Below are 23653 nucleotides of genomic sequence, written 5' to 3'. Positions count from 1 at the left end.
CCGCCCTTTTCTTTTGGCAAGGCACCACTTGCTGCCATAAGCCTCGCGCATGACGACGGCGGACAACCAACTGAGGCTTTCTGACAAGCTCGACTGGGACGCGTTGGCCAACGCCTATGGCGAAGCGGGCCGCCTTCACGTGCCCGACTTCCTGCATCCCGACGATGCCGCGCTGCTGCACCAGTCACTGCGCAGCCGCTCCGATTGGCGGCTGGTCGTCAATCAAGGCGATCGCAGCTTCGATCTCGACCGAGCAGCGCAAGCGGCGCTCTCGCCCGAACAGCGAAAAAGCCTTGAGCAGGCCGTCCACGCCGAGGCGCGCTACGGCTTCCAATATCTCTACGAGAGCATTCGCGTGCCCGACGCCGCGGCGGAGCGTACCGGTGACGATCCGCTGGTAGCCTTTGCCCGCTTCATGTCCTCGGACCCGGTCCGGCGGTTCCTTCGCCAAGTCACGGCCAGACCAGCTATCGATTTCGCCGACGCGCAGGCAACGGCCTACGGCCCCGGCCACTTCCTCACCGCGCACGACGATGAGGTCGCGGGCAAGAACCGCCATGCCGCCTACGTCTTCAACCTGACCCCGCGCTGGCGGGTCGACTGGGGCGGCCTGCTTCTGTTCGAAGGAGAGGGCGGCCATATCGAGCGCGGCTTCACGCCCTCGTTCAACGCGCTCAATCTGTTCACCGTGCCCCAGCCGCACAGCGTCAGCATGGTAGCGCCCTTTGCCGCCAACCGGCGTTATTCGATCACCGGCTGGCTGCGCGGCGCTTGACGCCGGGCCCAGGCAAAGGAACACCCGCGCCCGTGACCCAGCCCATCACCCTGTTCGAGCTCAACCCCGACCTCGACCGCGCTGCCCTTGCCGCACAGTTCGCGCGCGACGGGCGCATCCAGATCCGCGACTTCCTGACGGACACGGCGGCGCGCAACATCCTGCAGATCCTGTCACGCGAGACACCTTGGGGCCTAGCCTGGCGCGCAGGCGCAGACGGCCCTCATGGCCTTCGCCGGCAGCAGTCAGCCGCCTACACGCCCTCCGATTGGCAACGCCTCAGCACCGCCGTCGCGGCCGCCATGCGGAGCGGCGACTATGCCTTTGTCTACTCGCAATATCAGATCCTCACCGCCGTCCAGCAGGGCTGGAACGAGCACCCCGGGCTGGAGGCGCTGATCGAGCATATCAACGACCAGCCGCTAATGGACCTCGTACGGCAGGTCACCGCCATTCCCGAGCTTCGCAAGGCCGATGCTCAGGCGACGCTTTATGGTCCCAACCACTTCCTGGCGATGCATGACGACGGCCATGTCGGCGAAGGCTGGCGGATTGCTTACGTGATGAACTTCTGCGCCGAGGATTGGCGGCCAGACTGGGGCGGCTATCTCAACTTCTACGACGAGGACGGCGACGTGGTTGCGGGCTTCAAACCTCGTTTCAATGCGCTGAACATGTTCCGCGTACCGCAGCGCCACAACGTCACCTACGTGCCACCATTTGCGCCGGTCGCCCGCTTTGCCATCACCGGCTGGTTCCGCGACCGCTAGGGTCGTTTCGCGTCGACCTGCCACGCGAACACGGGCCCGGTGGCGCCTTCCCGCCTTGGCTCAACAGCGCCGACGACCAATCCCGCCGCTTGCAGTTCACCGCGCACCGTCTCGGCTCCTTCGCCATCTCGCGCCGCCTCGATCAGCGCGTCGAGGCGGGCCAGCTCGCCCGTGACCTTGCCCCTTAGCTGCCGCAACAACTCTGGTGCCCTTGGGCCGCCGAGTTCCACCACCTGAACCATGCCGGTCATGATCTCGGCTGCCGCAGAAGGGCCGGGGAAAAGCCGCGCTGCGTCGCTCGGTGCTACGCGCAGGGCAGGGGGCAGTGGCAGCGAAGACAGTCCGCGCGCCGCGGCGAAGTTGGCGGCCTGAGAGAGCGGCGAGCCCGGCGCCAGCGCCCAGCGCAACTGCTCGCGCCGCGCACGGCCCTGCACGACCACCGGGCTATCTGCGTGATGGATCACCAGCCGCAGGGAGCCGCCCGGCCGAAGTACGCGGGCGATCTCCCGGGCGATCGCAGGCGTGTCGCCATATTCGAACCCGAATTGACTGGTGACCGCGTCCAGGCTGCTCCCATCGAACGGCAGGGCTTCCATCGCCACGCCCGCCATCAGCCGGTTCGATCCCTTGGCCGCGCCGCCTAGATAAGGCGCGCTGTCGACCCCAACCAGCTTCAGATCGGGCCGCACGCTGGCAAGATGCGCCAGCACCGCCCCGTTGCCGGTGGCGAGGTCGAGCACCTTTGCTTCGCGGGGCAAGGAGGCGGCGAACTCGCGCCAGATCTGCGCACAAGCTGCCGTGATCCCCGCCGCGCCCGATGCGCAGCCGCTGCCGGTCGCCGACGTCTCACGCCAATACTGGCCCCACGCCGCGGCGTTGTCGCTCACCGTGCCACCACGTCGAAGGCTGCCGTCAGCCGCTCGCCGGCGGCGAACGGGCGGGTGCCGTGGAACAGGTAGCTCGGGAAAAGCGCCATCCGCCCCGGTTGCGGTTCGATCCGGTGCAGCGGCTCCAGCGGCAGGTTGAGGTTGGCTGGTGCCCCGCCGATCTCAAGCCAGCCTTCCATCGGCGCGGACACTTCCGGCAGGCGAAGGTAAGTGGCGGAGGAGACCACGCCCTTGGTGTGGAAGTGCGCCACGTGGAAACCGCCGTCGGTCAGCCGGACCGACCAGCTGCCTTCGACCACCGGCCGCTGACGACGGTGCCGCAGCAGCGGGTGCGTCGGATCCTCGTCCGGCAGATCACGCCAATAGGCTTCCACTCCGGCGACGATCGCTGCGCGCAGCCGCTGCACCTCGGGTTCGAGCCGTGCCAGCAATCGCCCACGCGTTTGCGTGCCGCCGCGCAAGGACTGGCCAAGCGGATGCGCCTGCGTCTGGTGCAGCCCGCGCAGGCACGCGGCGATGTCGGTGATCTCGTCGTCCGAGAAACCGAGGCTGGAGGTCAGGACAAGCCCGGGCTGCCCGCTCAACCATTCCTTCCGCGCGTCGCCGATCAGGCGCCAGACCACCGCCGTCAGCGCCCACGCCGCGACCGACCAGGGGTTCATTGCCCGCTCCCGTTCGAGCGCGTTGGCCGCCTCCTCGTAGCGCCCGCGGCGAAGCAAGTGCGACGCTTCGTGCAGGTCGCGGTGCGGCACCCCGGTCCCGAGCGCCGCAAAGCGCCTGTCTGCCTCGTCCAGGTCGCCCGCTTCCGACGCGTAAAGCGCGGCAAGCAGCGCGAACTCGGCGTCGTTCCCGCACGCATGCGCAGCGCGCGATGCAGCCTCTGCCGCGCGTTCCGTGAGGTCAGCGCCAGCGTAGCCGGAGATGAGCGCCCGCCAGCCCGCCTTGTCCTGCGGCGCTGCGGCGACGAGCTGCTCAAGTCCGTCGGCAAATCCAGCCACGTCCCCCGCTTCCCACCGGATCCGCGAAAGCAAAGCCTGCCCCTCGCTCCAGACAGGCTGCAGGGTGATTAGTTGCTCGAGATAGGCGATTGCTTCGGCAGGGCGCCCAGCCGCTTCAAGCGCCTGCGCGAAGCCGAGATGCACTTCGGCTCCGCTCACCCCTGAGGCAATGGCATGGCGATAACGTTCCGCCGCATCGCCGGAACCTGCTTCCAGCGCCACGCGCGCCCGCCCATGCAACGCTACCGGACGGCGCGGATCGAGCGCCAGGCTGCGGTCGAAGGCAGCAGAGGCGGCTGCGAGATTGCCCATCTCACGCAGCACACTTCCGCGAGCCGAGTGGAAGCGAGGATCCTGTGCATTCTGCGCAACCAGCCGATCGATTTCGCCGAGGGCCTCGTCCAGGCGCCCTTGGCGCTGCAGCAGTAACGCCTTCGCCAATCGCGCGTTCGCCAGTCCGGGGTTCGCCGCCAGCGCCCGGTCGTAGTGCACGAGCGCCGCTTGCGGTTCGCCCAGCGCTTCCAGAAGATTGCCGTAATTGCTGTTGATCGCCCCGTCGCCGGGAGCGAGCCGAAGCGCGGCTTCGAACGCGGCCCGCGCCGCGCTCACGTCGCCGAGCTTCTTCTCGACCAAGGCGATCAGGTGCAGCACGCCAGGATCGGTCGTGGGTCCGAGCTGCCGGAGGTGCTGCCGCGCCTCTTCCGGACGGCCTGAGGTGAACGCCAGTTCTGCCTTGCGGAACAGGGTGGAGGCGGCGCTGCCCATCATCGGCCGGGCATGCCGCGCGCCTCCATCCCTGTCCAGCCCGGCCTCAAGCCGCCGCCGCGACCTCGCCCGCAGGCTCCAGCACCAGCGCGCCATCGCCTTCGTCGACCCGAACCGCCTGCCCGTCGCGCACACGCCCGGCGAGGATCGCATCGGCCAGCGGGTCCTGCAGATAACGCTGCACCGCTCGCTTCAGCGGGCGCGCGCCATAGACCGGGTCATAGCCGACTCGTCCAAGCCACGCCTTGGCCGCATCGGTGAGGTCGAGCACGATCCCACGCTCCTCCAGCAGCTTTCCGAGACGCCGCACCTGAATGTCGACGATCGGCGCCATGTGGCTGGCCGACAAGCGATGGAACAGGATGATGTCGTCGAGCCGGTTGAGAAACTCGGGCCGGAAATGCCCGCGCACGACCTCCATCACTTGGGCCTCGACCTTGTCCGCCGGTTCGTCCTCGCCGAGGTTGGCGAGATATTGCGAACCGAGGTTCGAGGTCAGGATGATCAGGGTGTTGGTGAAGTCCACCGTCCGCCCCTGCCCATCGGTCAGCCGCCCGTCGTCCAGCACCTGGAGCAGGATGTTGAAGACGTCGGAATGCGCTTTCTCAACCTCGTCGAACAGCACGACCTGATAGGGCCGACGCCGCACTGCCTCGGTCAGCGTGCCGCCTTCCTCGTAGCCGACATAGCCCGGAGGCGCGCCGACCAGCCGCGCGACGCTGTGCTTCTCCATGAACTCGCTCATGTCGATGCGGACCATGGCGGCGGGATCGTCGAACAGGAATTCGGCCAGCGCCTTGGTCAGCTCGGTCTTGCCGACACCGGTCGGCCCGAGGAACAGGAACGAGCCCAGTGGCCGGTTCGGATCCTGAAGGCCGGCGCGGGCCCGGCGCACTGCGGTCGAAACGGCCTTCACCGCCTCGGCCTGTCCGATCACCCGCTTGCCGATGATGCTTTCCATCTGGAGCAGCTTCTCGCGCTCGCCTTCCATCATCCGCTCGACCGGAATGCCAGTCCAGCGCGACACGACTGATGCGATATCTTCAGCCGTCACTTCCTCGCGCAGCATGGCGTTGGCCTGGCTGTCGTTGGCTTCGGCCAACTTGCGCTCCAGCTCCGGAATGCGGCCATATTGCAGCTCCCCGGCGCGGGCGAGGTCGCCGTTGCGCTGCGCCTGTTCCAGCTCCACGCGCAGCCCGTCGAGCTCTTCCTTGAGCTTGCTCTCGGCGGCGATCTTGTCCTTGTCGCCTTGCCAGCGCGTGGTCAGCTCGGCCGACTGCTGCTCGAGGTTCGCAAGCTCGCGCTCGAGAATCGCCAGCCGGTCCTTCGACCCCTTGTCGGTTTCCTTGCGGAGTGCCTCGCGCTCGATCTTGAGCTGGATGATCCGCCGGTCGAGGTTTTCGATCTCCTCGGGCTTGCTTTCGACCTCCATCCGCAGGCGCGAGGCGGCCTCGTCCATCAAATCGATCGCCTTGTCGGGCAGGAAGCGGTCGGAGATGTAGCGATTCGACAGCGTCGCCGCCGCGACCAGCGCGGCATCGGTGATGTTGATGCCGTGGTGCAGCGCGTACTTGTCCTTCAGCCCGCGCAGGATCGAGATCGTGTCCTCGACCGTCGGCTCGCCCACCATCACCGGCTGGAACCGCCGCTGCAGCGCCGGGTCTTTTTCGACATGCTTGCGATATTCGTCGAGGGTGGTCGCGCCGATGCAATGCAGCTCGCCGCGCGCCAACGCCGGTTTGAGCAGGTTGGACGCGTCCATCGCGCCCTCGCTCTTTCCGGCGCCAACCAGCGTGTGCATCTCGTCGATGAACAGGATGATGTCGCCGGCGGCCTGCCGAACCTCGTCGAGCACGCCCTTCAGCCGCTCCTCGAACTCACCGCGATATTTGGCGCCTGCGATCAGCGAGCCCATGTCGAGGCTGAGGAGCTGGCGGTCCTTGAGCCCGTCGGGCACGTCGCCATTGGCAATGCGGATCGCAAGGCCTTCGGCGATGGCAGTCTTGCCGACGCCCGGTTCGCCGATCAGCACCGGATTGTTCTTGGTTCGCCGGGCGAGCACCTGGATGGTGCGGCGGATCTCCTCGTCGCGGCCGATGACCGGATCAAGCTTGCCCTCGCGCGCCGCGGCGGTGAGGTCGCGTGCGAATTTCTTCAGCGCGTCGTAGCGGTCCTCGGCGCCCTGCGTATCGGCGGTGCGGCCCTTGCGCAGCTGCTCGATGGCGGCGTTCAGCGCCTGCGGCTGCACGCCTGCACGAGCCAGCGCATCGCCGACACCCGTGCCCTTTGCCAACGCGAACGCCAGCAGCATCCGCTCCACCGTGACGAAGCTGTCGCCCGCTTTCTGCGCGAGTTCCTGCGCCTGATCGAGGATGCGAATGGTGTTGCCGTCGAGCGCCGGCGCCGAGGTCGCGCCCGAGCCGGTGACCGCGGGCTCCCGCGCGACAAGCGCGTCCACTTCGCGGCGTGCGGTCTTGAGGTCGCCACCGGCAGCCTGGATCAGCCCCGCGGCCATGCCCTGCTCGTCGTCGAGCAGTGCCTTCAGGATGTGAGCAGGCGCGATGCGCTGGTGGTTCTCGCGCACCGCGATGGTCTGCGCGGCCTGAATGAACCCGCGCGAGCGATCGGTGAATTTCTCGAAATCCATGAGTGTGAGCTTCCCCTCTCTTCTGCGGGGAAGATAGTGTTGCCCATCGGCAACACAAGAGGCCTAGAGCGGCGCGAGCGGGTCCTTGACCGGCAGCGTCGACACACTCTCGCGCGGCTTCAGCACCGGCGTTGCGCTGATGATAGCGGCGGAGGTGCTCTCGCTTGGACCGACACCGCCGGACGGTGCGGCGGCGATCACCGGGGCGGGGATCGTCACCTTGGGGCAGGCGAGGTGGCCATGGTCATCACGGCCCCAGGTGCGATATTTCCAGCTGTCCACGTGGAAACGCATCTTGGTGTAGAAGCCGAGCCCCGCATTGAACCGCGGACCCTGACGCTGGTGCTCGGCGCACAGACGCCCGATCATCGCCTCGCGCCCGATCGGCGTCAGCGGCACGAAGTCGATCGCGCTCATCGACCGATGCACGCTCTCCGGGGCTCCGCCCGCGCAGCGATTGAGCGCGGCGTTGCGGAACACGCTGACCGGCTCGACCGGGCCGACATAGGGCACCACATGATCGCGCACATAGCGGAGCGTGTTGACGATGTTCGCCCATTCTTCCTGCGGCGGGATCTCGAACGGCTCCGCCCGGCAGCGGCGCCAGTCGCTGGCCGTGCGCAGCAATTGCCAGGTCGGCGCAATGAAAGACACGCCGCTTTGCGTCAGGTAATCATGAAACAGCCGGACCTGCCCCAGCCGCCACGGCGCGCTCGCGATCCACTGACGATAGCCGGGTTCGTCCTGACCCGCCTCGACATAATCGGCAAGCGGGTTCCACGGCGCTGGGAGCAGCATGGGCTGCGTGCCTGTCGCCACGCCGGCAACTGGCTGTGCAGGCGCGGGCGCGGCCAGCGAAAAAGCGAACAGGATGGTCAGCAGGCGCCGCATTGCCCCACGATAACGCGGCCAAACTTGAAAAGACACTGAACGCCACTCACTTCGCCGTGCATGAGCACTCAGCCGATCCACGTCGACCTCCCCCACAAGCTCGGTAAGACGGAGGCGCGGCGGCGGATCGCGGGCAATATCCACAAGCTCACCGGCTTCATTCCGGGCGGCGCCGCAGTCACTCACCAGTGGCAGGGCGACCGGCTCGATCTCGACATCGCTGCGATGGGCCAGTCGGTGTCAGCCAAGATCGAGGTCGAGGAAGCGGTGATCCGCGTCCACGTGGCGCTGCCGGGCCTGCTTGGCATGATGGCCAAGCCAATCGAAGCGGCGCTGCGCAGCAAGGGCAGCGAGCTACTGCTGGAAGATCGTTCCAAGTAAGCGCTTGGCGGCGGTGGATTGCATCACTCCCGGCGCAGTGACAGTCTGCCTGCCGGAAGGAACAGGCTTATGCGCCATGTCGCCATTGTCGGATCCGGTCCCGCCGGCTTCTACACCGCCGAAGCACTGATCAAATCGGGCGATGTCGCGATCGACATCATCGACCGCCTGCCCGTGCCCTATGGGCTGATCCGCTTTGGCGTCGCGCCCGATCACCAATCGATCAAAGCCGTCGCCCGCCGCTACGAGAAGGTGGCGCTGACCCCCGGCGTCCGCTTCCTCGGCAACGTTCACCTCGGCGCCGATGTCTCCACCGAAGAGCTGCTGCATTATTACGACGCCGTCGTGCTGGCGACCGGCGCCCCGCTCGACCGCCGCCTCGGCATACCGGGGGACGACCTGCCAGGGGTGGTCGGTTCGGCGGCGTTCGTCGGCTGGTACAACGGCCATCCCGACTTCGCCGACCTCGCCCCGCCGCTCGATCAAAGCCATGCGGTGATCATCGGCAACGGCAACGTGGCGCTCGATTGCGCGCGTATCCTCGCCAAGACCCCGGCCGAGTTCGTCGGTTCGGACATCGTCGCCCATGCCTTCGAGGCGCTGGCATCGAGCCAGATCCGCTCGATCACCGTCGTCGGCCGCCGCGGCCCCCACCAGATCGCCATGACGCCGAAGGAGCTTGGCGAACTCGGCAAGCTCGAAGCCGCCGCCCCGCTGGTCGATTCCGACGATTTCCCGCCCGCCGGCACCGACGCCGCGCTCGATCCCGGCCAGCGCAAGAGCGTCGAACTGCTGCGCGGGTTCGCCGCGTCGCCGCCGGACGGCTCCAAGCCGCGGACGATCAGCTTCGCCTTCTTCGCCAAGCCGCTCGCCATCGAAGGCGACGGCCGTGCCGAGCGGGTGATCGTCGAACGCACCGCGCTCGGCCCCGACGGCCAGGCCCGCGGCACGGGACAGACCTATGAATTGCCCGCTGGCCTCGTCATCAGCTGCATCGGCTACGCTTCGCCGCCGATCCCCGGCGTGCCTTACGACGAGGCGCTCGGCCGCTATGCCAACCGCGAGGGGCTGGTCGAAGACCGCATGTTCGCGGTCGGTTGGGCCCGGCGTGGGCCGACCGGCACCATCGGCACCAACAGACCTGACGGCTTTGCGGTGGCGGAAGCGATCGATGCCGCGTTTCCGCCGGGAGGGGCGGACAGCGGCCGCGACGGTGCTGCCGGACTCGACCGCCTCTTGGCCAGCCGCGGCTGCGATCCGGTGCTGTTCGCCGACTGGCAAAAGATCGAAGCCGCCGAAGTCGCCGCCGCCCGCACCGGCGCGCCGCGCGAGAAGCTTGTCCGCGTTCCCGATCTGCTCAAGGCAGGCGGCCATTAGGCGCTTGCGTCGGTGAGAACCGCCCCCTAAAGACCGCCCCGCCTTGGTTCCCGCTTCAACGCGGGTTCCGGTCGGGGAGTAGCTCAGCCTGGTAGAGCACTGTCTTCGGGAGGCAGGGGCCGGAGGTTCGAATCCTCTCTCCCCGACCACTTTCTTCTGACCGCCGCCGCCACGCGATCAGTTCGCGCTCGCCTCTCGCAAATAAGCCGCCGACAGCCGCCGGTACGAGCCTGACCGCAACGCGAGCAGCGCCGCGACCACGCCGAGCAGCCCGGCAATCGTAAACATCAACGCCATGCCGCGTTCGGGCCCCGTGCCGTACCAGCTGCCCACTGCCCGCGCGCCGGCGCCGGTGGACATGAAAGGAATGACAAAGATCTGCGTCAGCGGTCCGACCACGAAGGCAGTGAGGGGAGCAGCCGCCTGCTCGACCGATTGCGCAAAGCCGAACACGCGCCCCTGACGTTCGAACGGGACCAGTTTCTGCAGCGCGGTCTGCTCGGCAGCTTCGGCAAAGGGAAACAGGAACAGCCACACGAAGCAGCCGATCCCCAGCGCCACAATCGACGATTGCAGGGTGAACACCGCTGCCACCGACCACACGATCACGTTCACCAGTAGCAACGTGCGCAGCGGATTGCGGGCGAGGCCGACGCGCGAGATCACGAAGCCGCTCAACACGAAGCCGCACGACACCACCGCCCACAGCAGGCCCCATTGCTGCACGCTCATCAGCGACAAGCCATAAGCATCGAGCAGCGCCATGAAGACGCCGCCGAGGAGGTTGTTGAATGAGGTGAAGAAGATCAACGCGAACAGGCCCGGCACCGCGGCGATCACCGCGATCGTGCCGCGAAGGTCGATCTTGCTGCCCGTCTTCTCCTCGGTGGCAGAGGCGGGCTCCTCGTCGAAGCGCACGGTCAAAAGGTGCACCAGCGCCACCGCGGTAAGCGCGAGCGCGACCAGCAAGGTGCCTTCCATCCCGCTCCAGCCGACCAGGAGACCGCTCGCCGCCGAGGTAACTACGAAGCCGACCCCGTTGACCATGCCTACGAGGCCGTTGGCCTTGGCTCGTTCCGGCTCGGGGATCATCGCGGTGACCAGCGTCGGGAGCGCGATCATCCGGATGTTGCCCGCAATTACGCCGCTCATCACCAGCACGATGAACAGCCACAAGGGCCAGTCACCCTCGTCACTCATCCGCGCGTCGGGAAGGGCAAACCGGGCGGCATAAGCGAGCGCATAGAGAGCGAACGACGCCGCGCTCGACGCCAGCATGACATGCTTCTTGCGATGGTGGTCGACAAGGCTTCCGAACCACATGGCGAGACCCGCGGTGAACAGCATGTAGATGCCGCCGACGACCCCGGTCACCAGCACCGACCTTGTCTCGAGAAAAGCCCAGAACACCAGTGCGAACCACACCGTGAAGTTGGTTACGTTCTGGATCAGGCTGTTGACAAGGATCAGGTGAAAGGGACGCATCCGGCCTGTCTTAGAGGCAGCCCTTCGTTCCGGCCAATCGGCGGCGAGCCGTCACCCATGTCCGCTCGGCAAGACTTGAATGGCAGCTACCCACTCCGTCATAGAAGCGGCATGTCCTCGGCTCTCGAACAGCGACTCGGTCAGCATCTCACCCTCAGCTTCGCCGAGCGGGACGCCCTGCAATGGCTGGAGCGGCGCGAACGGCATTTTGCGGCGGGCGAGGTCGTGGTTCGCGAAGGCGAGACGTTCGACCTCCTTCACGTGGTCGCCTCGGGCTGGCTGCACGGCTCGGTCAAATTGCCCGATGGCGCGCGTCAGATCCTGCGCTTCTATTTCGTGGGCGACGTCACCACGACCTTTTCCATCGCCTGGGGCTACAGCGCGGCGACCCTGACGGCAGTAAGCGCGTGCACGCTCTACGAGTTGCCGCGCCAACTGCTCGGCCGGCTGTTCCAGGAGCATCCGCGGCTTGGCGCCATGTTGTTCGGGATCAGCGCTTCGGAGCAGGTCGCCATGGCCGACCGCCTGACGTCGGTCGGACGGACCGACGGGCAGACCCGCGTCGCCACCTTGCTGCTCGACATCTATTCGCGCCTTCGGGTGGTCGATCAGCTCACCGGCTCGGCGTTCGAGCTCCCGCTCACCCAGCAGGATCTTGGCGATGCGGTCGGGCTGACCAAGGAGCATGTGAATCGCTCGCTTCGCGCGTTGGAGAATACCGGCCTCCTGGAACGCGACGGCAAGATGATCCGGATCAGCGATGTCGAAGCGTTGGCCGAGCTGGTCGGTTTCAAGGACCGCTACGGGCATGTGGCCACCGACTGGCTGCCGCCAACCGCCAACCGAAGTGATCTGAATCAACGCGCTACGGCCGCGCAATGACCTAGATCATCGGTTCTGAACAAATGTTCATCTAGCCCAACAAAGTTCGGGCCCGCCGCCGCCTGCCGGCTCTTCCTCATGCAAAGGCTTCTCCTGACATTCGGGGGAGGAACGTCGGGGAGAAGAGCTCATGGCCGGTCGTTTGGGTGTAGCCATCGTGGGAGTAGGCGGCGCCGTCGCGACCACTGCGATTGCGGGCGTGGAGATGATCAAGGCCGGGTCGAACAGCCTTGCCGGACTGCCGCTCGCCGACCGCACCGTCAGCGGCATGGCCGGCTACCGCGACATGGTTTTCGGCGGCTGGGACCTGGCCGATGAAACGCTCGATCGCTGCGCCATGCGCCATGGCGTGATCGGCGAAAAAGAGCTGTCGGATGGCGCGTCCTCGCTCAAGGGCATGAAGCCGTGGCCAGCGGTCGGAAGCACCGACTTCTGCGCCAATATCGACGGTGGCAACAAGATCGCGGCCGACAGCCACCGCCAAGCCGTGGACATCATTCGCGGCGATCTCAAGCGCTTTCGCACCGACCAGCAGCTCGACCGCGTGGTGATGGTGAATCTCGCCTCGACCGAGCGCGTACCCGACCTCCATGCGCCAAGCCTTGCCAACCTCGATGCGTTCGAGCGCGGGCTCGATGCCGACGACCCGGCGATCAGCCCCGCGATGCTCTATGCCTACGCCGCGATCGGCGCGGACACGCCTTACGCCAACTTCTCGCCCTCCGTCGCGGCTGACGCGGCGCCTCTTGCCGACCTTGCCCGCAAACTCAACGTCCCCGTTGCGGGCAAGGACGGCAAGACCGGGCAGACGATGATGAAGACCGTCATCGCCCCTGCGCTCCGCCAGCGGGCGCTGCACGTCGACGGCTGGTTCTCCACCAACATCCTCGGCAACTCGGATGGCAAGGCGCTGGACGATCCCAAAAGCCTGCAATCCAAGCTCAATACCAAGACCGAACTGCTGGAGCACCTCCTCGGCTACCCGGTCGAGGACCACATCGTGATGATCCACTATTACCGCCCGCGCGGCGACGACAAGGAAGCGTGGGACAATATCGATGTCACCGGCTTTCTCGGGCAGAAGATGCAGCTCAAGGTCAATTTCCTGTGCAAGGATTCGGTGCTTGCAGCGCCGCTGGTAATCGAGATCGCGCGTGTGCTCGGCCTTGCACAGGAGCGCGGCGAAGGCGGCGTCCAGGAGCAGCTCGGGATATTCTTCAAGGCGCCGCAGACGCGTGACGGACGCGACGCGGAACATGCCCTGTTCGAGCAGCAGCTGATCCTCGACGAGTGGCTGGGCCGCAGCTGATGCTGCAGGCAGCACGCGGGCGCGACGTGCCGGCGGAGGTGACGGGCGCGGCGGCCCTGATGCCGCTGTTGCGAGAGCTTGGCCACCTCAAGCGGATAACCTCGGCCGGACGCGCCGGCTCGATCGCGACACGCTTGTTCGGGCAGGCCTGGAGCGCGCTGATTGCCGGTGCCGAGCCGGGCGACGTCATGCGCGGCACCGTCGCCGCGGCGTTGGCGGCGGCGCGGCTGGGTGATCTCGACGCGGCGAAGCTTCGGGAACTCGGTTTGACGCACGCCGAAGCGGTGGAGGTGCTACAGCGCAGCTTCGATGCCGTGGCAGAGGAAGTCCATGCAGGGCTCGCCGCCGACCTGCGTGCGGCGCTTGGAAACGACGTCCCTTCCAACCGGCTGCCGCCGTTCGTGCTTGCTCTCAGCGAACAGCCGCGCGCCGGGGTGACCTGCCCCGGCAAACCGCGGCTGATGCTGCAACCGGCCGAGAACCATGCCGAGCACAGCATCACCGTGGCACTCTACGCCGTGCTGCTGTCGCCGCTCTACGACGCCGATCCGTCTCAGGCCTTTCTCGCCGGCATTGGCCACCATTTCCACAACGCCGCCATGCCCGACAGTGGCTTCACCGGCGAGGTCATGCTGGGCGACCTGCTGGACGGTGTGATCGAACGTGCCCGCCTGTTCGCCATGGCAGAGCTTGCCCCGGACCTGCGCGCCCGCTTCGCCGAAGCACTCGCGCCAATCGGCATTGCGGAAACGCCGGAAGGCCGCTGCTTCAACGCCGCCGACGTGATCGACCGCGTGCTGGAGATCGAGCAGCATCTGGTCACCCGCGAAGCGACCATGGAGAGCGTGCTTCACGAACATCATCTGGTGCACGCCGGCCCCGTCAAGGACTTCCACGATCGCACGCTGGCCGAGGGCGGCCTGCTTTGATCGAGCTCGTATCTCCGCTCAGCGGAAAGCCGCTTCACCGCGACAGCGCGCACTCGCTGAGCGACGGAACCAGCGAGCGCTGGCCGGTGATCGACGACATCCCCTATCTTCGTGTCGGCTCTGAGGAACTCGCCGCGAGGTTGCTGGCGCATCTCGACAGAGGCGAGTCTTCCGCCGCACTCGTGCTGCTGCTGGCGGAGAACGATCGCTGGTGGAACGAGCCGCCACCGCCACCCGCGCAGCTCCGCGACCTCGTCGACCGCCGCGGGACGCTGACCCTGCGCGAGGCGATGGCGCTGCTCGGTTGGGGCCGGGTCGGCGACTATTTCGCGCATCGCTGGAGCGACCCGACCTATGTCGCGGGGCTGGCGCTGCTCGACGCGCACTGGACCGCGCCCGCTACCGCATTCGAGCTGGCATGCGGGATCGGCCACTATCTGCGCGCGCTCTGTCAGGTAGGCGTCCGGGCGATCGGCGCGGATCTGGTATTCGCCAAATTATGGGTCGCGCGCCATTGGGTCGCACCGGAAGCGGAGCTCGTCTGCTTCGATGCCGAGCAGCCGTGGCCGGTGCGGCTACGGACCGACCTCGCCCTCTGCCACGACGCTTTCTACTTCCTCGGCAACAAGCCGCACGTCGCAGCGCAGCTCCTTGAGGCGGCCGCTACCGTTGCACTCGCCCATGTCCACAACAGCCAGCACCCGAACCTGTCGACCGGCGAGGGGATGACGAGGCTCGAAGTCGAGGACCTGTTCCCCGACGCAACCCTCTACGCCGACGAGGAACTGACTGCCTGCGGAGCTTCGGGCCGCCTGCCGGAGCCGTTCCACGGCGACAAAACCGAAGCCTTCGGCATCGCCATCGGACCACCCGCGTCCGAGCCCGGGCCCCTCGGCATGCCGCTGAGCGGCGCATCACTCACCCGCAATCCGCTGTGCATCGGAGGCGCGCCTGCCTGGCCGAGTGAGCGCTACGCCGACGAATATGGCGGACGCGTCACCTACGCCTGCCGCGCCGACTTGCCCGATCGCACGCTCATGGCGCCTGAATGGATCGACGCTGTGCGCCGCCGCGAGCTGGTCGACTTGCCGGAGCGCTGGTGATGAGCTTTCGCTGGGGTATCGCCGGGTTCGGCTGGGTCGCCCGCGACCACATGCTGCCAGCGATCGCTGCCGCGGGGCACGAGCTCGTCGGCGTCGCCGATCCGTCACCCGCTGCTCGGATCCGTGCGGAGCAGGCTGGGACCCCCGCCTGGAGCGGGATGCACGATCTGCTGCAGCAGCGGCCCGACGCCATCTACATCGCAACTCCCAACCACCTTCACCTGCCGCCCGTCGCCGAAGCTGCTGCCAGCGGCACCGCCATCCTTTGCGAAAAGCCGATTGCCGCGACCCTCGACCAGGCCGAAGCGCTGGTGTCGGCGGCGCGCGGGATCACCTACGGCACCGCTTTCGACCAGCGCCATCATCCCGCACACCGAGCCATCCGAAAGGAGGTCGCCGCCGGCACGATCGGACAGGTGACCGCCGTGCGCATTGCCTATGCCTGCTGGGTCGATCCTGCATGGCGACCACCGGGCCAGGTGGAGGCCTCCAACTGGCGCGCCGATCCGCAGGCCGCCGGCGGCGGCGCTGTGATCGATCTTGCCCTCCACGGCCTCGATCTCGCCGAGATGCTGGTCGGTGAGCCGCTAGACCGGTTGCAGATCACGCTTCAGCGCCGGGTGCACGATTATCCGGTCGATGACGGCGGCATGCTGATCGGGCGGTTCGCGAGCGGCGCGCTGCTGCAAAGCCACGTCGCCTACAACTGCCCCGAAGTGCTGCCCCGCCGCCGGCTCGAGATCCTCGGCGACCGCGGCATGATCGTCGCGCTCGACACCATGGGACAAAGCGCGGGCGGCTCGGCCGAGCTCATCTGCGGCCGCAGCGGAACGGGCAGGTCCATCCCGTTCGATCCCGGCTTGTCGCCCTTCACCGCCCAAGCGCTCGCCTTTGCCGCAGCAGTCAGCGGCGCGGCCCACGATTTTTGCGGCGAACGCGACCTCAGGCTGATGCGTCTGTTCACCGCCGCGCACGAGGAGGCCCGGGGATGCCTTTGAGCCACTATGCCTGTGCGAACTGCGGGTTCTGGCAGCTTCATTTCGCGGTCCCGCCCGACTGCCCGGTATGCACCGACGTCCGCAACGACCTGCCGGAGGACGGCTGGCACTTCCTGCCCGAAGCCGAGGTTGCCGCCACCCACGACGGCACGGTCCGGCAGGTTGCGGACGATCTGTGGGCCTTCACCACCGCGCCCAATCTTGGCCTCGCGGGGACCGGCTGGTTGATCGTGCGCGAGGGTGGCAACATCGCCTTCGAAGCGGCGCCTTATTATTCGGCGGTCATGCTGGAACAGCTGCGCGCATTCGGCGGCATCCGCTTTCTCGCCGCCAGTCACGCCCACGGCTACGGCGCGCTGTTCCAGCTTCAGCGCGAGTTTGCGCCCGAGCTGCTGGCGATCCAGCGTGAGGACCTTGGCATGACCAAGGCGTTCCGGGTCACCGCGCCGTATGACGACGCGCTGGAGCTTGCGCCCGGCTACGTCCTGCATCTCGTCGGCGGGCATTATGCGGGACAGGCGGTGCTCCACGACTTGGCCCAACGCCGCCTGTTTTGCGGCGACATGTTCAAGGTCGACCAGGACAAGGACGGCCGCTCCCACGCGATCAGCAGCCACAAGGCCTTTCACAAGGACATTCCGCTCACCCATGCCGAACTCAGCCGCTACCGCGAGGTCATCGCCCCGCTCGCTTTCGACGCCGTGCTGACGCCGTTCGAATATGCGCCGGAAGTCGGGCGCGACACGGCACTTCGCGTCCTCGACGAAGCGCTGTCGCGGCCGCCGGGCGTCAAGAGGATGCCGCTGTGACCGGCCTGCCGCCGCATCTGCCGCCCGCGGCCGCTGCCTACCGCGATGCTTTCCCGCCGGGAGAGCTGGTCGCCTTTCCGCTGACCGAGCTCGACAATATCGGCATCCCGGTCTGGGTGGTGGCATTGTTCCCGGACGATCCGGCGCTCGACGGCATCATGCCGTATGGCGTCGGCTACGGCCGCGACGAAGGCCAGGCGGTGCTCGGGGCACTGGGCGAAATCGCCGAGATGGTGTTCCCGACGCTCAGCCTGTCCGCGCGAACCAAGACGCGCGGAAGCTATGTCGAGCTCGCCACCGTGCTGGGCGAGAGAAGCGTCGCCGATCCGCTGACCCTGTGCCTTCCCGCCGGCTCGCTGGTCGGCCGCCACACGCCGCTCGACTGGGTGGAAGCGACGCGGTGGGGCGACGGCTCCACCGTGCTCGTGCCGATCGACCTTGCGGCCTATTCCTCCAAGGAGCTGTCGCCGCATTACCGTCCGTTCACCACCATCATCTCCAACGGGATGGGCGCCGGTCCCGACCTTGAATGGGCGGTCGGGCATGGCTTGCTCGAGCTCCTGCAACGCGACGGCAACGGCCTCCTGTTCCGCGCGCTCGATCAGGGCGTGCTGCTCGATCTTCCGGCTGCGCTTCCGCCCCAGACCCAGGCGCTGCTGCATCGATACGAGGCGGCGGGGATCGAGATCATGCCCAAGTTCGCCACTGATGAATTCGGCATCGCCAACCTTTATTGTGTCGGCCGCGAACGGGGCGAGCGCGAACCGCCCACCCCGATCATGCTGACCGGTTGCGGGGAAGCCGCGCATCCCGACCGCGGACAGGCGCTCGACAAGGCGCTTTGTGAGTTCGCCGCCTCGCGGGCCCGCAAGGCATTCGCCCACGGCCCTCGCGCGCTGGCAGAGCGCGTCGCGCCGGCAGGCTATGTCGAGCGTTTCCTGGCGCGGAGCGGCGCTGCGGCCAAGTCGAGCGACCCGCGCGCGTTTCGGGCAATGGCCGAGTGGACCCAAACGCCGGCGCGGGAGCTTGCCGGTTGGCTTTCGGACAATGTCCATTCCGTGCAGCGCCGCAAGAGCTTCGCCGAGCTGCCCGCCGCTACCATCGACGACGGCTCGGCCCGCGCCCGGGCAACCATCGACGCTGTCACCGCGGCGGGCATGGACCTCCTCTACGTCGACATGTCCCCGCCCGGCGTCGACCTCGCCTGCGTCAAGGTGATCGTGCCCGGGCTCGAAGTCGAAACGATGAGCTACGCCCGGATCGGCGAGCGCAATACACGCAAGCTTCTTGATCGTGATCTCGGGCTCGTCGGCTTCGGCCCGACCACGCCTGCGCGCCGTCCTGTGCGGCTGACGGAGGAGGCGCTGGACCGGCTCGGCGGTCAGCCTTGGTTCGACGTGGAGCGCGCGGCCGAGCTGGTGGGCCCTCTGTACCCGCTCTACCGCGAACCCGAAGCCCATCATGTCGCCGCGGCGGTGATGGAGCCGGCATGACCCTGCGCCTCGCCTACAACACCAATGGCGCGTCCAGCCATCGGCTGGACGATGCGATCTGGCTGATTGCCGACAGCGGCTACCAGGGTGTCGCGCTGACGCTTGATCACCATCATCTCGACCCCTTCGCGGACGATTGGCAGCAGCAGGCCGAGCGGCTGAAGGGCCGCCTCGACGATCTCGGCCTCGGAAGCGTGATCGAGACCGGCGCCCGCTACCTCCTCAGCCCGCGGGAGAAGCATGAGCCGACCCTGCTCAACCCGGCGGCGGACGGGCGGGCGCGGCGGGTCGAGTTCCTTTGCCGATCCATCGACATCGCAGCCATCCTCGGCAGCGAGACCGTGTCCTTCTGGGCCGGCGTTCCCAAGCCAGAGGTCCCGCGCGAACAGGCGATGAGGTGGCTTCACGACGGCCTCTGCGCGGTCTGCGACCATGCGGGTGAGAAGCAGGTCGCCATCAGTCTCGAACCCGAACCTGGGATGCTGGTCGAAACGGTCAGCGACTATGCCGTCGTCGCCGAGCAGCATCCGTCGCTTCGCCTGGCGCTCGACACCGGCCATTGCCTCGTCACCCAGGACATTGCGCCCGACCAGGCGGTTCGCGACTATGCCGACCGGCTCGGCACGGTGTCGGTGGAAGACATGAAGATCGGCGACCACACGCACCTGCCGTTCGGCGAAGGCGACATGGACCTTCCCGCCGTGGTGGCCGCGCTGAACGCCATCACCTTCACCGGCCTCGTCTGCGTCGAATACAGCCGCGAAAGCCCCCGCGCACATCTCGCCATTCCCCAAGCCGCTGCCGCCTTGCGAGCCGCGGGCGCGTGAGAATTTGTTTCGTCAGTCGGCGTTATTTCCCGGCAATCTCGGGCATGTCGATCTACGCCCAGAACCTGCTCGAACAGCTGGTCGCGGGCGGGCACGAGGTGACCATGATCAGCCAGTTCCGGGGCGACGCCTTCGGGGCCCGCGTTTACGGCGGCGGCCCGCCGCCGGAAGTGCCGGGCGTAAGGGTAATCGGGCTCGAACAGCGCGGCGAGCAGGACGGCGGCGACTTCGAGCGCGACATCGACGAGATGGTGGAAACCATCGTCGCCGAGCATGGGCGGCAGCCCTTCGACATCCTTCATGCACAATATGGCTATCCGACCGGCTGGGCCGCCCTGCTCGCTTCGCGCCGGATCCGCGTACCGACAATCGTCTCTATCCAGGGCGGCGACGGGCACTGGGTGGGGAGTTGCTGCGAGACGCACGCCCAAGCGATGGTGCGGGTGCTGGACCATGCGGGCGCGCTGCTGATTGGTGGGCGCAGCTTTGCCGGCGAGGTGAGCGAGCGGCTCGGCACCGCGCCTGAGCGCTTCACCATTGTCCCCGGCGCGGTCGATACGCGCCGCTTCACGCCGGGACCGAGCCTGGCGGCAGAGCCGATCCGCATCCTCTATCATGGCAGGGTCGACCGCCGGAAAGGCGTGCTCGACTTCCTCCATGCGCTGCCGATGGTCGCGGGCGAGTGGCAGGCGACGGTGTCGGGCGTCGGACCCGATTTCGAGGCGGCCAACGCGCTGGCGCTGCACCTCGGCCTTGGGAATCGCGTCGCGTTCACCGGCTATGCCGACTATGCGGCAGTGCCCGCGCTTTACCGCCGCCATCACATCTTCGCTTCACCGACCTATGCGGAAGGCTTCTCCAACACGATCCTCGAGGCGATGGCGAGTGGTCTTACGGTGCTGTCGTGCCACTCGGTAGGTGTGGTCGACTGCATCCGCGATGGAGAGAACGGCCTGCTGGTCGCGCACGGCGACATCACCGCGCAGGCCGAGGCGCTGTCGGCGCTGGTGACCCACGCCGGCCTCCGATCGCAGCTAGCCGCCGCAGCGCTGGAAGAATGTCGCGCTACCTACAGCTGGGAAGAGGTCGGGCGGCAGATCATCGGCATCTATCAGGCGCTTGCGGGCTCGCAGCCGGATCTCGCCTTCACCCCGGACCTTCCTCGCTCCCCCTGCCGCTTTCGGACTGAGCCGCACCTTTTGTGACGACGCTGCTCGCCATTTCCCCGCACCTCGACGATGCGGTGTTCTCCGTCGGCGCAACGCTTTGGCGCGCGGCGCGGCGCGGGTGGCGCGTCGTGGTGGCGACCGTCTTCACCGGCAACGTCGCGCAGCCCACCGGCTTTGCGCTCGTCTGCCAGCTCGACAAAGGGCTCACGGACGATGTCGATTACATGGCGCTGCGCCGCGCGGAGGATGAGGAGGCCTGCGCTCGTCTCGGCGCCGACGCCTTGCACCTGCCGCTGCTGGAAGCGCCCCATCGCGGCTACGAAAGTGCGCCGACGCTATTTGGCGACGTAAGCCCTTACGATCCCGCAAAGGGCTACGTTCGGGACGCGATTGCCGCTCTCCTTGCCGACCTCCGCCCCGACATCCTGCTCGCTCCGCTGGGCATCGGCGGCCATGTCGATCATCTGGTGGTGCGAGACGCGGTGGCGGAGCTGAACAACCCGCCGACCACCTTGCTGTGGGAAGATTGGCCCTATCTCGATCGCTCGGATCTACCCGCGCGAGACCAGGCCCTGGGCATTCCTGCCGGCCCCGACGCGCGAGCCGCCAAGCTCTGCGCCTGCGCCGCTTACGCCTCGCAGCTCGGCTTTCAGTTCGGGGGCAAGGCGGCACTTCGCAACCGGCTCGCCAGCCAGCAAACCGAGTGGCTGCACCCCGCCTGACGATCAGTCCCGCGGCAGCGCGCGCAGGCGGCGATGAAGCGCGCGGTCGAGATCCTTGATCTGGAAGTTCTGCGGATCGTCATGCGCCTGCGGCAAGCCGTGATCCATGGTCGCATGCTGCGCCGGGATCAGCCACGATCCTGCGCGTACACTGAGCGCGATGTAGAGCAGCGCCAAGCGGTCATACTGCCGCGCGCTGAAGCCGGGTTTCGGTGCGATCGCATCGTTCCAGCCGTCGATCGCGGGATCGCGCCGGCGCGGCATGACCGTTTCGACGTGCAGGAACAGGCCCTTTGCAGGAAGCCCGATCACTCGCGTCTCGAGCTTGGTCGCGCGCCATGGCCGCACAAGGGCTGGCCGACCAGCACCTGCCCGATGCGATTGAGGAAAAGGTGCGCGACTGGAAACTTCTCGGGATCGGCACTGGCCGGAAAGTAAGGCGCGAAGCTGTTCACCCGTGCGTCACCGTCGATGTCGGCCGGAAACGGCTCGTCACCGTAGAAGGGCGTGCTGGTGTCGTGGATGACGAAATAGCGGGCCAGCGGGGCGGCGGGGTCGCCGTCGCGGGCGCGTGACACAGGCTGGTCGAGGCTGCCGATGTCCATGCGTTCGGCGGTGAGCAGCTGTGCCACGGCGTCGCGACTAGGGAGCGGTATGCGGCCCTCCATGACCCGCGAAAGCGTGCCGGGCAGGCGTTTCGGCGAGGCAGCCAAAGCGCCGCGCTTGCCGACCGGCTGCATCAGGCAGCGCGCCTGCTCGGCCGGGGTGCCCGCGAAGCTCAGCTGGGCGACATCAAACCGGCACAGCCCGACGATTGCGCTCGGATCGGCGGCTTGCATCGCAAGGGCGGCGAGCAGCAGCGACATGGGCTCAGCGTGCGCGGATGAACTGACGCAGGTCGCGGCTGAGCTTCACCCGGTCCTCGTCGCGCACGTACATCATGTGCCCGCTGTCGTAGTAATGATAGCTGATGCGGTCCTGCGGAATGCCGGTGCGGCTGAGGCTATATTCGGCGCCGAAGAAGGGCGTCGCCATGTCATACCAGCCCTGGCCGACGAACACGCGCAGTCCGCTGTTTTCGCGCAGCGCGGTGCCGATGTATGGCGCGACATTGACGTATTGGTCCCCGTCGCCGGTGGCCCAATCCCACGGCCGGACCGAACGTCCGATCGCCTGATATTCGCGGTCGGTGCGGAACTTCAGGCTGTCGCGGGCCCAGCTGTTGATGGCGGCGGTGTAGCCAGCGTCGATGCCGAAGAAGCTCGGGTCGTTGTCCGGTCCTTCGCCGGCATTGTCATAGTCGCGCCCGGTGTAGCGTGTGTCCAGCCGGCCGACGGTCAGCCCGCGGTCGCGCAGCAGCTCCTTGTAGAAGCGGCCCGGACTGACGCGGAGATCGGTCTGGTCGAGATAGGTTTCGCTAAGCCCGGTCAGCTGCGCTAACCGGCGGCGGACGGCGGCGCGTTCCTCGGCGCTCGCCTTCTGCCCCTTGAGGAGGAAGGACGCATACGGCCCAAGCGCGAACTGCCGCGCGGTTTCGGCGATGACAGCGGGATCGCCGGCCGGCGCCTTGCCGTGGAAAGCGGCTGTCACGGCGAGCGACGGCAAGGTAGTGATGTAGCCGACCTCGTTGCCCGGGGATTCCGCGCGGCCGCTGTAATCAAGGATGGTCGAGATGAGGATGATGCCGTTCAAGCCGACATCGTTGTAGGTCGTGTTAATGAGCTGATTGGCGACTGCGGCGGAGCGAAAAGTGCCGTAGCTTTCGCCGCCAAGATATTTGGGGCTGTTCCAGCGCCCGTTCTCGCCCAGCCAGCGGCGAATGACTTCGGCGACGGCCTTGGCATCCTGCTGCACCCCGAAATAATTCTTCGGGTCGCCGCCCGGCAGCAGCACGGAAAAGCCGGTACCGGGGGGATCGATGAACACCATGTCGGTGACGTCGAGCAGGCTGTCGGGGTTGTCGACGATCGGATAGGGCGGCGCACCGTCGTCGCGCGCATCGCTGGGGATGGCGACGCGCTTCGGCCCGAACGCACCCATCTGCAGCCACACCGAGCCCGACCCCGGGCCTCCATTGAACAGAAAGGTCACCGGGCGCGACGGGTCACGCGGTTCCTTGATGTAGGCGGTGGTGACGATCGCCGCGTCGGGCACGCCATCCTTGTTCTTGAGGATCGTTTCGCCGATCGTGGCGGAATAAGCGATCCGCTGCCCGCCGAAGCTGCCGCTATGCCGGGTGGTGACCACCTGCGGCTGGTAGGCGCGCGCTTGCGCAACCTTGTCGTCCTTGTCCTGCGCGAAAGCCGGAACGGCGACACACGCCAGCGCAGTCGCGGCGAGGAAAACATGCTTCATCGGTGATCGGCCCCTGATTGATCGGGGGCCATCATGGCGCGGCGGGGGGCAAGCGCAAGCCAAACCCTCCGCCGCGCCACG

General features: G+C 67.3%; 22 protein-coding genes and 1 tRNA gene. 15 read left to right on the top strand and 8 right to left on the bottom strand.

The features are described from left to right. Positions 1-49: 49 nt before the first annotated feature. Both ACP69Z_RS02450 and ACP69Z_RS02445 read left to right on the top strand, forming a co-directional pair. Positions 50-775, top strand: a complete 726-nt coding sequence (locus ACP69Z_RS02450; protein ID WP_426265963.1) for a 2OG-Fe(II) oxygenase — start codon at positions 50-52, stop codon at positions 773-775. 32 nt (positions 776-807) lie between these two features. Then, on the top strand, positions 808-1545 hold the full coding sequence (locus ACP69Z_RS02445) for a 2OG-Fe(II) oxygenase (protein WP_426265962.1): 738 nt from the start codon (positions 808-810) through the stop codon (positions 1543-1545). Here ACP69Z_RS02445 and ACP69Z_RS02440 read toward each other — a convergent pair. The 4 genes from ACP69Z_RS02440 to ACP69Z_RS02425 form a co-directional block, all read right to left on the bottom strand. Then, on the bottom strand, positions 1542-2432 hold the full coding sequence (locus ACP69Z_RS02440) for a class I SAM-dependent methyltransferase (RefSeq protein ID WP_426265961.1): 891 nt from the start codon (positions 2430-2432) through the stop codon (positions 1542-1544). The two genes, ACP69Z_RS02445 and ACP69Z_RS02440, sit on opposite strands and share 4 nt — an antisense overlap. Then, entirely contained in the window at positions 2429-4198 is a 1770-nt protein-coding gene (locus ACP69Z_RS02435; protein ID WP_426265960.1) for a tetratricopeptide repeat protein, read from the bottom strand. Before ACP69Z_RS02435 ends, ACP69Z_RS02440 begins: the two co-directional genes overlap by 4 nt. A 43-nt stretch (positions 4199-4241) precedes the next feature. Beyond that, positions 4242-6842 (bottom strand): ATP-dependent chaperone ClpB, encoded by a 2601-nt coding sequence (gene clpB / locus ACP69Z_RS02430; RefSeq protein ID WP_426265959.1) that lies wholly within the window; start codon positions 6840-6842, stop codon positions 4242-4244. Between the two features lie 63 nt (positions 6843-6905). Next, a complete protein-coding gene (locus ACP69Z_RS02425) occupies positions 6906-7733 on the bottom strand; it encodes a hypothetical protein (protein WP_426265958.1) in 828 nt (275 codons plus the stop codon). A 60-nt stretch (positions 7734-7793) separates the two neighbouring features. Between ACP69Z_RS02425 and ACP69Z_RS02420 the strand changes: the two genes are divergently transcribed. From ACP69Z_RS02420 to ACP69Z_RS02410, 3 genes are all read left to right on the top strand, one after another. Beyond that, positions 7794-8114 carry a polyhydroxyalkanoic acid system family protein gene (locus ACP69Z_RS02420; protein WP_426265957.1) on the top strand — a complete coding sequence of 107 codons (321 nt, stop codon included), beginning with the start codon at positions 7794-7796 and terminating at the stop codon, positions 8112-8114. 69 nt (positions 8115-8183) lie between these two features. Continuing rightward, positions 8184-9491: an FAD-dependent oxidoreductase gene (locus ACP69Z_RS02415; RefSeq protein WP_426265956.1), complete on the top strand. Its 1308-nt coding sequence runs from the start codon at positions 8184-8186 to the stop codon at positions 9489-9491. Positions 9492-9563: 72 nt separating this feature from the next. Then, positions 9564-9640 (top strand) — tRNA-Pro (locus ACP69Z_RS02410). A gap of 28 nt (positions 9641-9668) precedes the next feature. Here the strand turns inward: ACP69Z_RS02410 and ACP69Z_RS02405 are convergent. After that, a complete protein-coding gene (locus ACP69Z_RS02405) occupies positions 9669-10976 on the bottom strand; it encodes an MFS transporter (RefSeq protein WP_426265955.1) in 1308 nt (435 codons plus the stop codon). Positions 10977-11087: 111 nt separating this feature from the next. Here ACP69Z_RS02405 and ACP69Z_RS02400 point away from each other — a divergent pair, with 111 nt between their 5' ends. The 10 genes from ACP69Z_RS02400 (at position 11088) to ACP69Z_RS02355 (ending at position 21217) form a co-directional block, all read left to right on the top strand. Next, complete coding sequence (locus ACP69Z_RS02400; protein ID WP_426265954.1) at positions 11088-11858, top strand: Crp/Fnr family transcriptional regulator; 771 nt, start codon at positions 11088-11090, stop codon at positions 11856-11858. Positions 11859-11988: 130 nt separating this feature from the next. Beyond that, the gene (locus tag ACP69Z_RS02395; RefSeq protein WP_426265953.1) at positions 11989-13167 is read left to right on the top strand and encodes an inositol-3-phosphate synthase; all 1179 of its coding nucleotides are present in this window, start codon (positions 11989-11991) and stop codon (positions 13165-13167) included. Next, complete coding sequence (locus tag ACP69Z_RS02390; RefSeq protein WP_426265952.1) at positions 13149-14096, top strand: hypothetical protein; 948 nt, start codon at positions 13149-13151, stop codon at positions 14094-14096. The genes ACP69Z_RS02395 and ACP69Z_RS02390 overlap by 19 nt, the downstream gene beginning before the upstream one ends. Further along, positions 14093-15199, top strand: coding sequence for a methyltransferase domain-containing protein (locus ACP69Z_RS02385; protein WP_426265951.1), 1107 nt, complete (start codon positions 14093-14095; stop codon positions 15197-15199). The genes ACP69Z_RS02390 and ACP69Z_RS02385 overlap by 4 nt, the downstream gene beginning before the upstream one ends. Further along, a complete protein-coding gene (locus ACP69Z_RS02380; RefSeq protein WP_426265950.1) occupies positions 15199-16197 on the top strand; it encodes a Gfo/Idh/MocA family protein in 999 nt (332 codons plus the stop codon). Before ACP69Z_RS02385 ends, ACP69Z_RS02380 begins: the two co-directional genes overlap by 1 nt. Continuing rightward, on the top strand, positions 16188-17006 hold the full coding sequence (locus tag ACP69Z_RS02375; RefSeq protein WP_426265949.1) for a hypothetical protein: 819 nt from the start codon (positions 16188-16190) through the stop codon (positions 17004-17006). The genes ACP69Z_RS02380 and ACP69Z_RS02375 overlap by 10 nt, the downstream gene beginning before the upstream one ends. Then, positions 17003-18499, top strand: coding sequence for a YcaO-like family protein (locus ACP69Z_RS02370; RefSeq protein WP_426265948.1), 1497 nt, complete (start codon positions 17003-17005; stop codon positions 18497-18499). The genes ACP69Z_RS02375 and ACP69Z_RS02370 overlap by 4 nt, the downstream gene beginning before the upstream one ends. After that, positions 18496-19326 carry a sugar phosphate isomerase/epimerase family protein gene (locus ACP69Z_RS02365; protein WP_426265947.1) on the top strand — a complete coding sequence of 277 codons (831 nt, stop codon included), beginning with the start codon at positions 18496-18498 and terminating at the stop codon, positions 19324-19326. Before ACP69Z_RS02370 ends, ACP69Z_RS02365 begins: the two co-directional genes overlap by 4 nt. A 44-nt stretch (positions 19327-19370) precedes the next feature. Further along, positions 19371-20531 (top strand): glycosyltransferase family 4 protein, encoded by a 1161-nt coding sequence (locus tag ACP69Z_RS02360; protein ID WP_426265946.1) that lies wholly within the window; start codon positions 19371-19373, stop codon positions 20529-20531. After that, positions 20528-21217, top strand: coding sequence for a PIG-L deacetylase family protein (locus ACP69Z_RS02355; RefSeq protein ID WP_426265945.1), 690 nt, complete (start codon positions 20528-20530; stop codon positions 21215-21217). The genes ACP69Z_RS02360 and ACP69Z_RS02355 overlap by 4 nt, the downstream gene beginning before the upstream one ends. A 3-nt stretch (positions 21218-21220) precedes the next feature. Here the strand turns inward: ACP69Z_RS02355 and ACP69Z_RS02350 are convergent, their stop codons facing one another. The 3 genes from ACP69Z_RS02350 to ACP69Z_RS02340 are packed head-to-tail and all read right to left on the bottom strand — an operon-like array spanning position 21221 to position 23572. Further along, complete coding sequence (locus ACP69Z_RS02350; RefSeq protein WP_426265944.1) at positions 21221-21529, bottom strand: hypothetical protein; 309 nt, start codon at positions 21527-21529, stop codon at positions 21221-21223. After that, a complete protein-coding gene (locus ACP69Z_RS02345) occupies positions 21526-22083 on the bottom strand; it encodes a hypothetical protein (RefSeq protein WP_426265943.1) in 558 nt (185 codons plus the stop codon). The genes ACP69Z_RS02350 and ACP69Z_RS02345 overlap by 4 nt, the downstream gene beginning before the upstream one ends. Before the next feature lie 4 nt (positions 22084-22087). Further along, positions 22088-23572, bottom strand: coding sequence for a S10 family peptidase (locus ACP69Z_RS02340; protein ID WP_426265942.1), 1485 nt, complete (start codon positions 23570-23572; stop codon positions 22088-22090). Between the last annotated feature and the right edge of the window lie 81 nt (positions 23573-23653).

Source organism: Sphingomonas sp. LHG3443-2 (genome assembly GCF_049896405.1).
GTDB lineage: Bacteria > Pseudomonadota > Alphaproteobacteria > Sphingomonadales > Sphingomonadaceae > Sphingomicrobium.
This window is presented reverse-complemented; position numbering and strand designations above follow the sequence as displayed.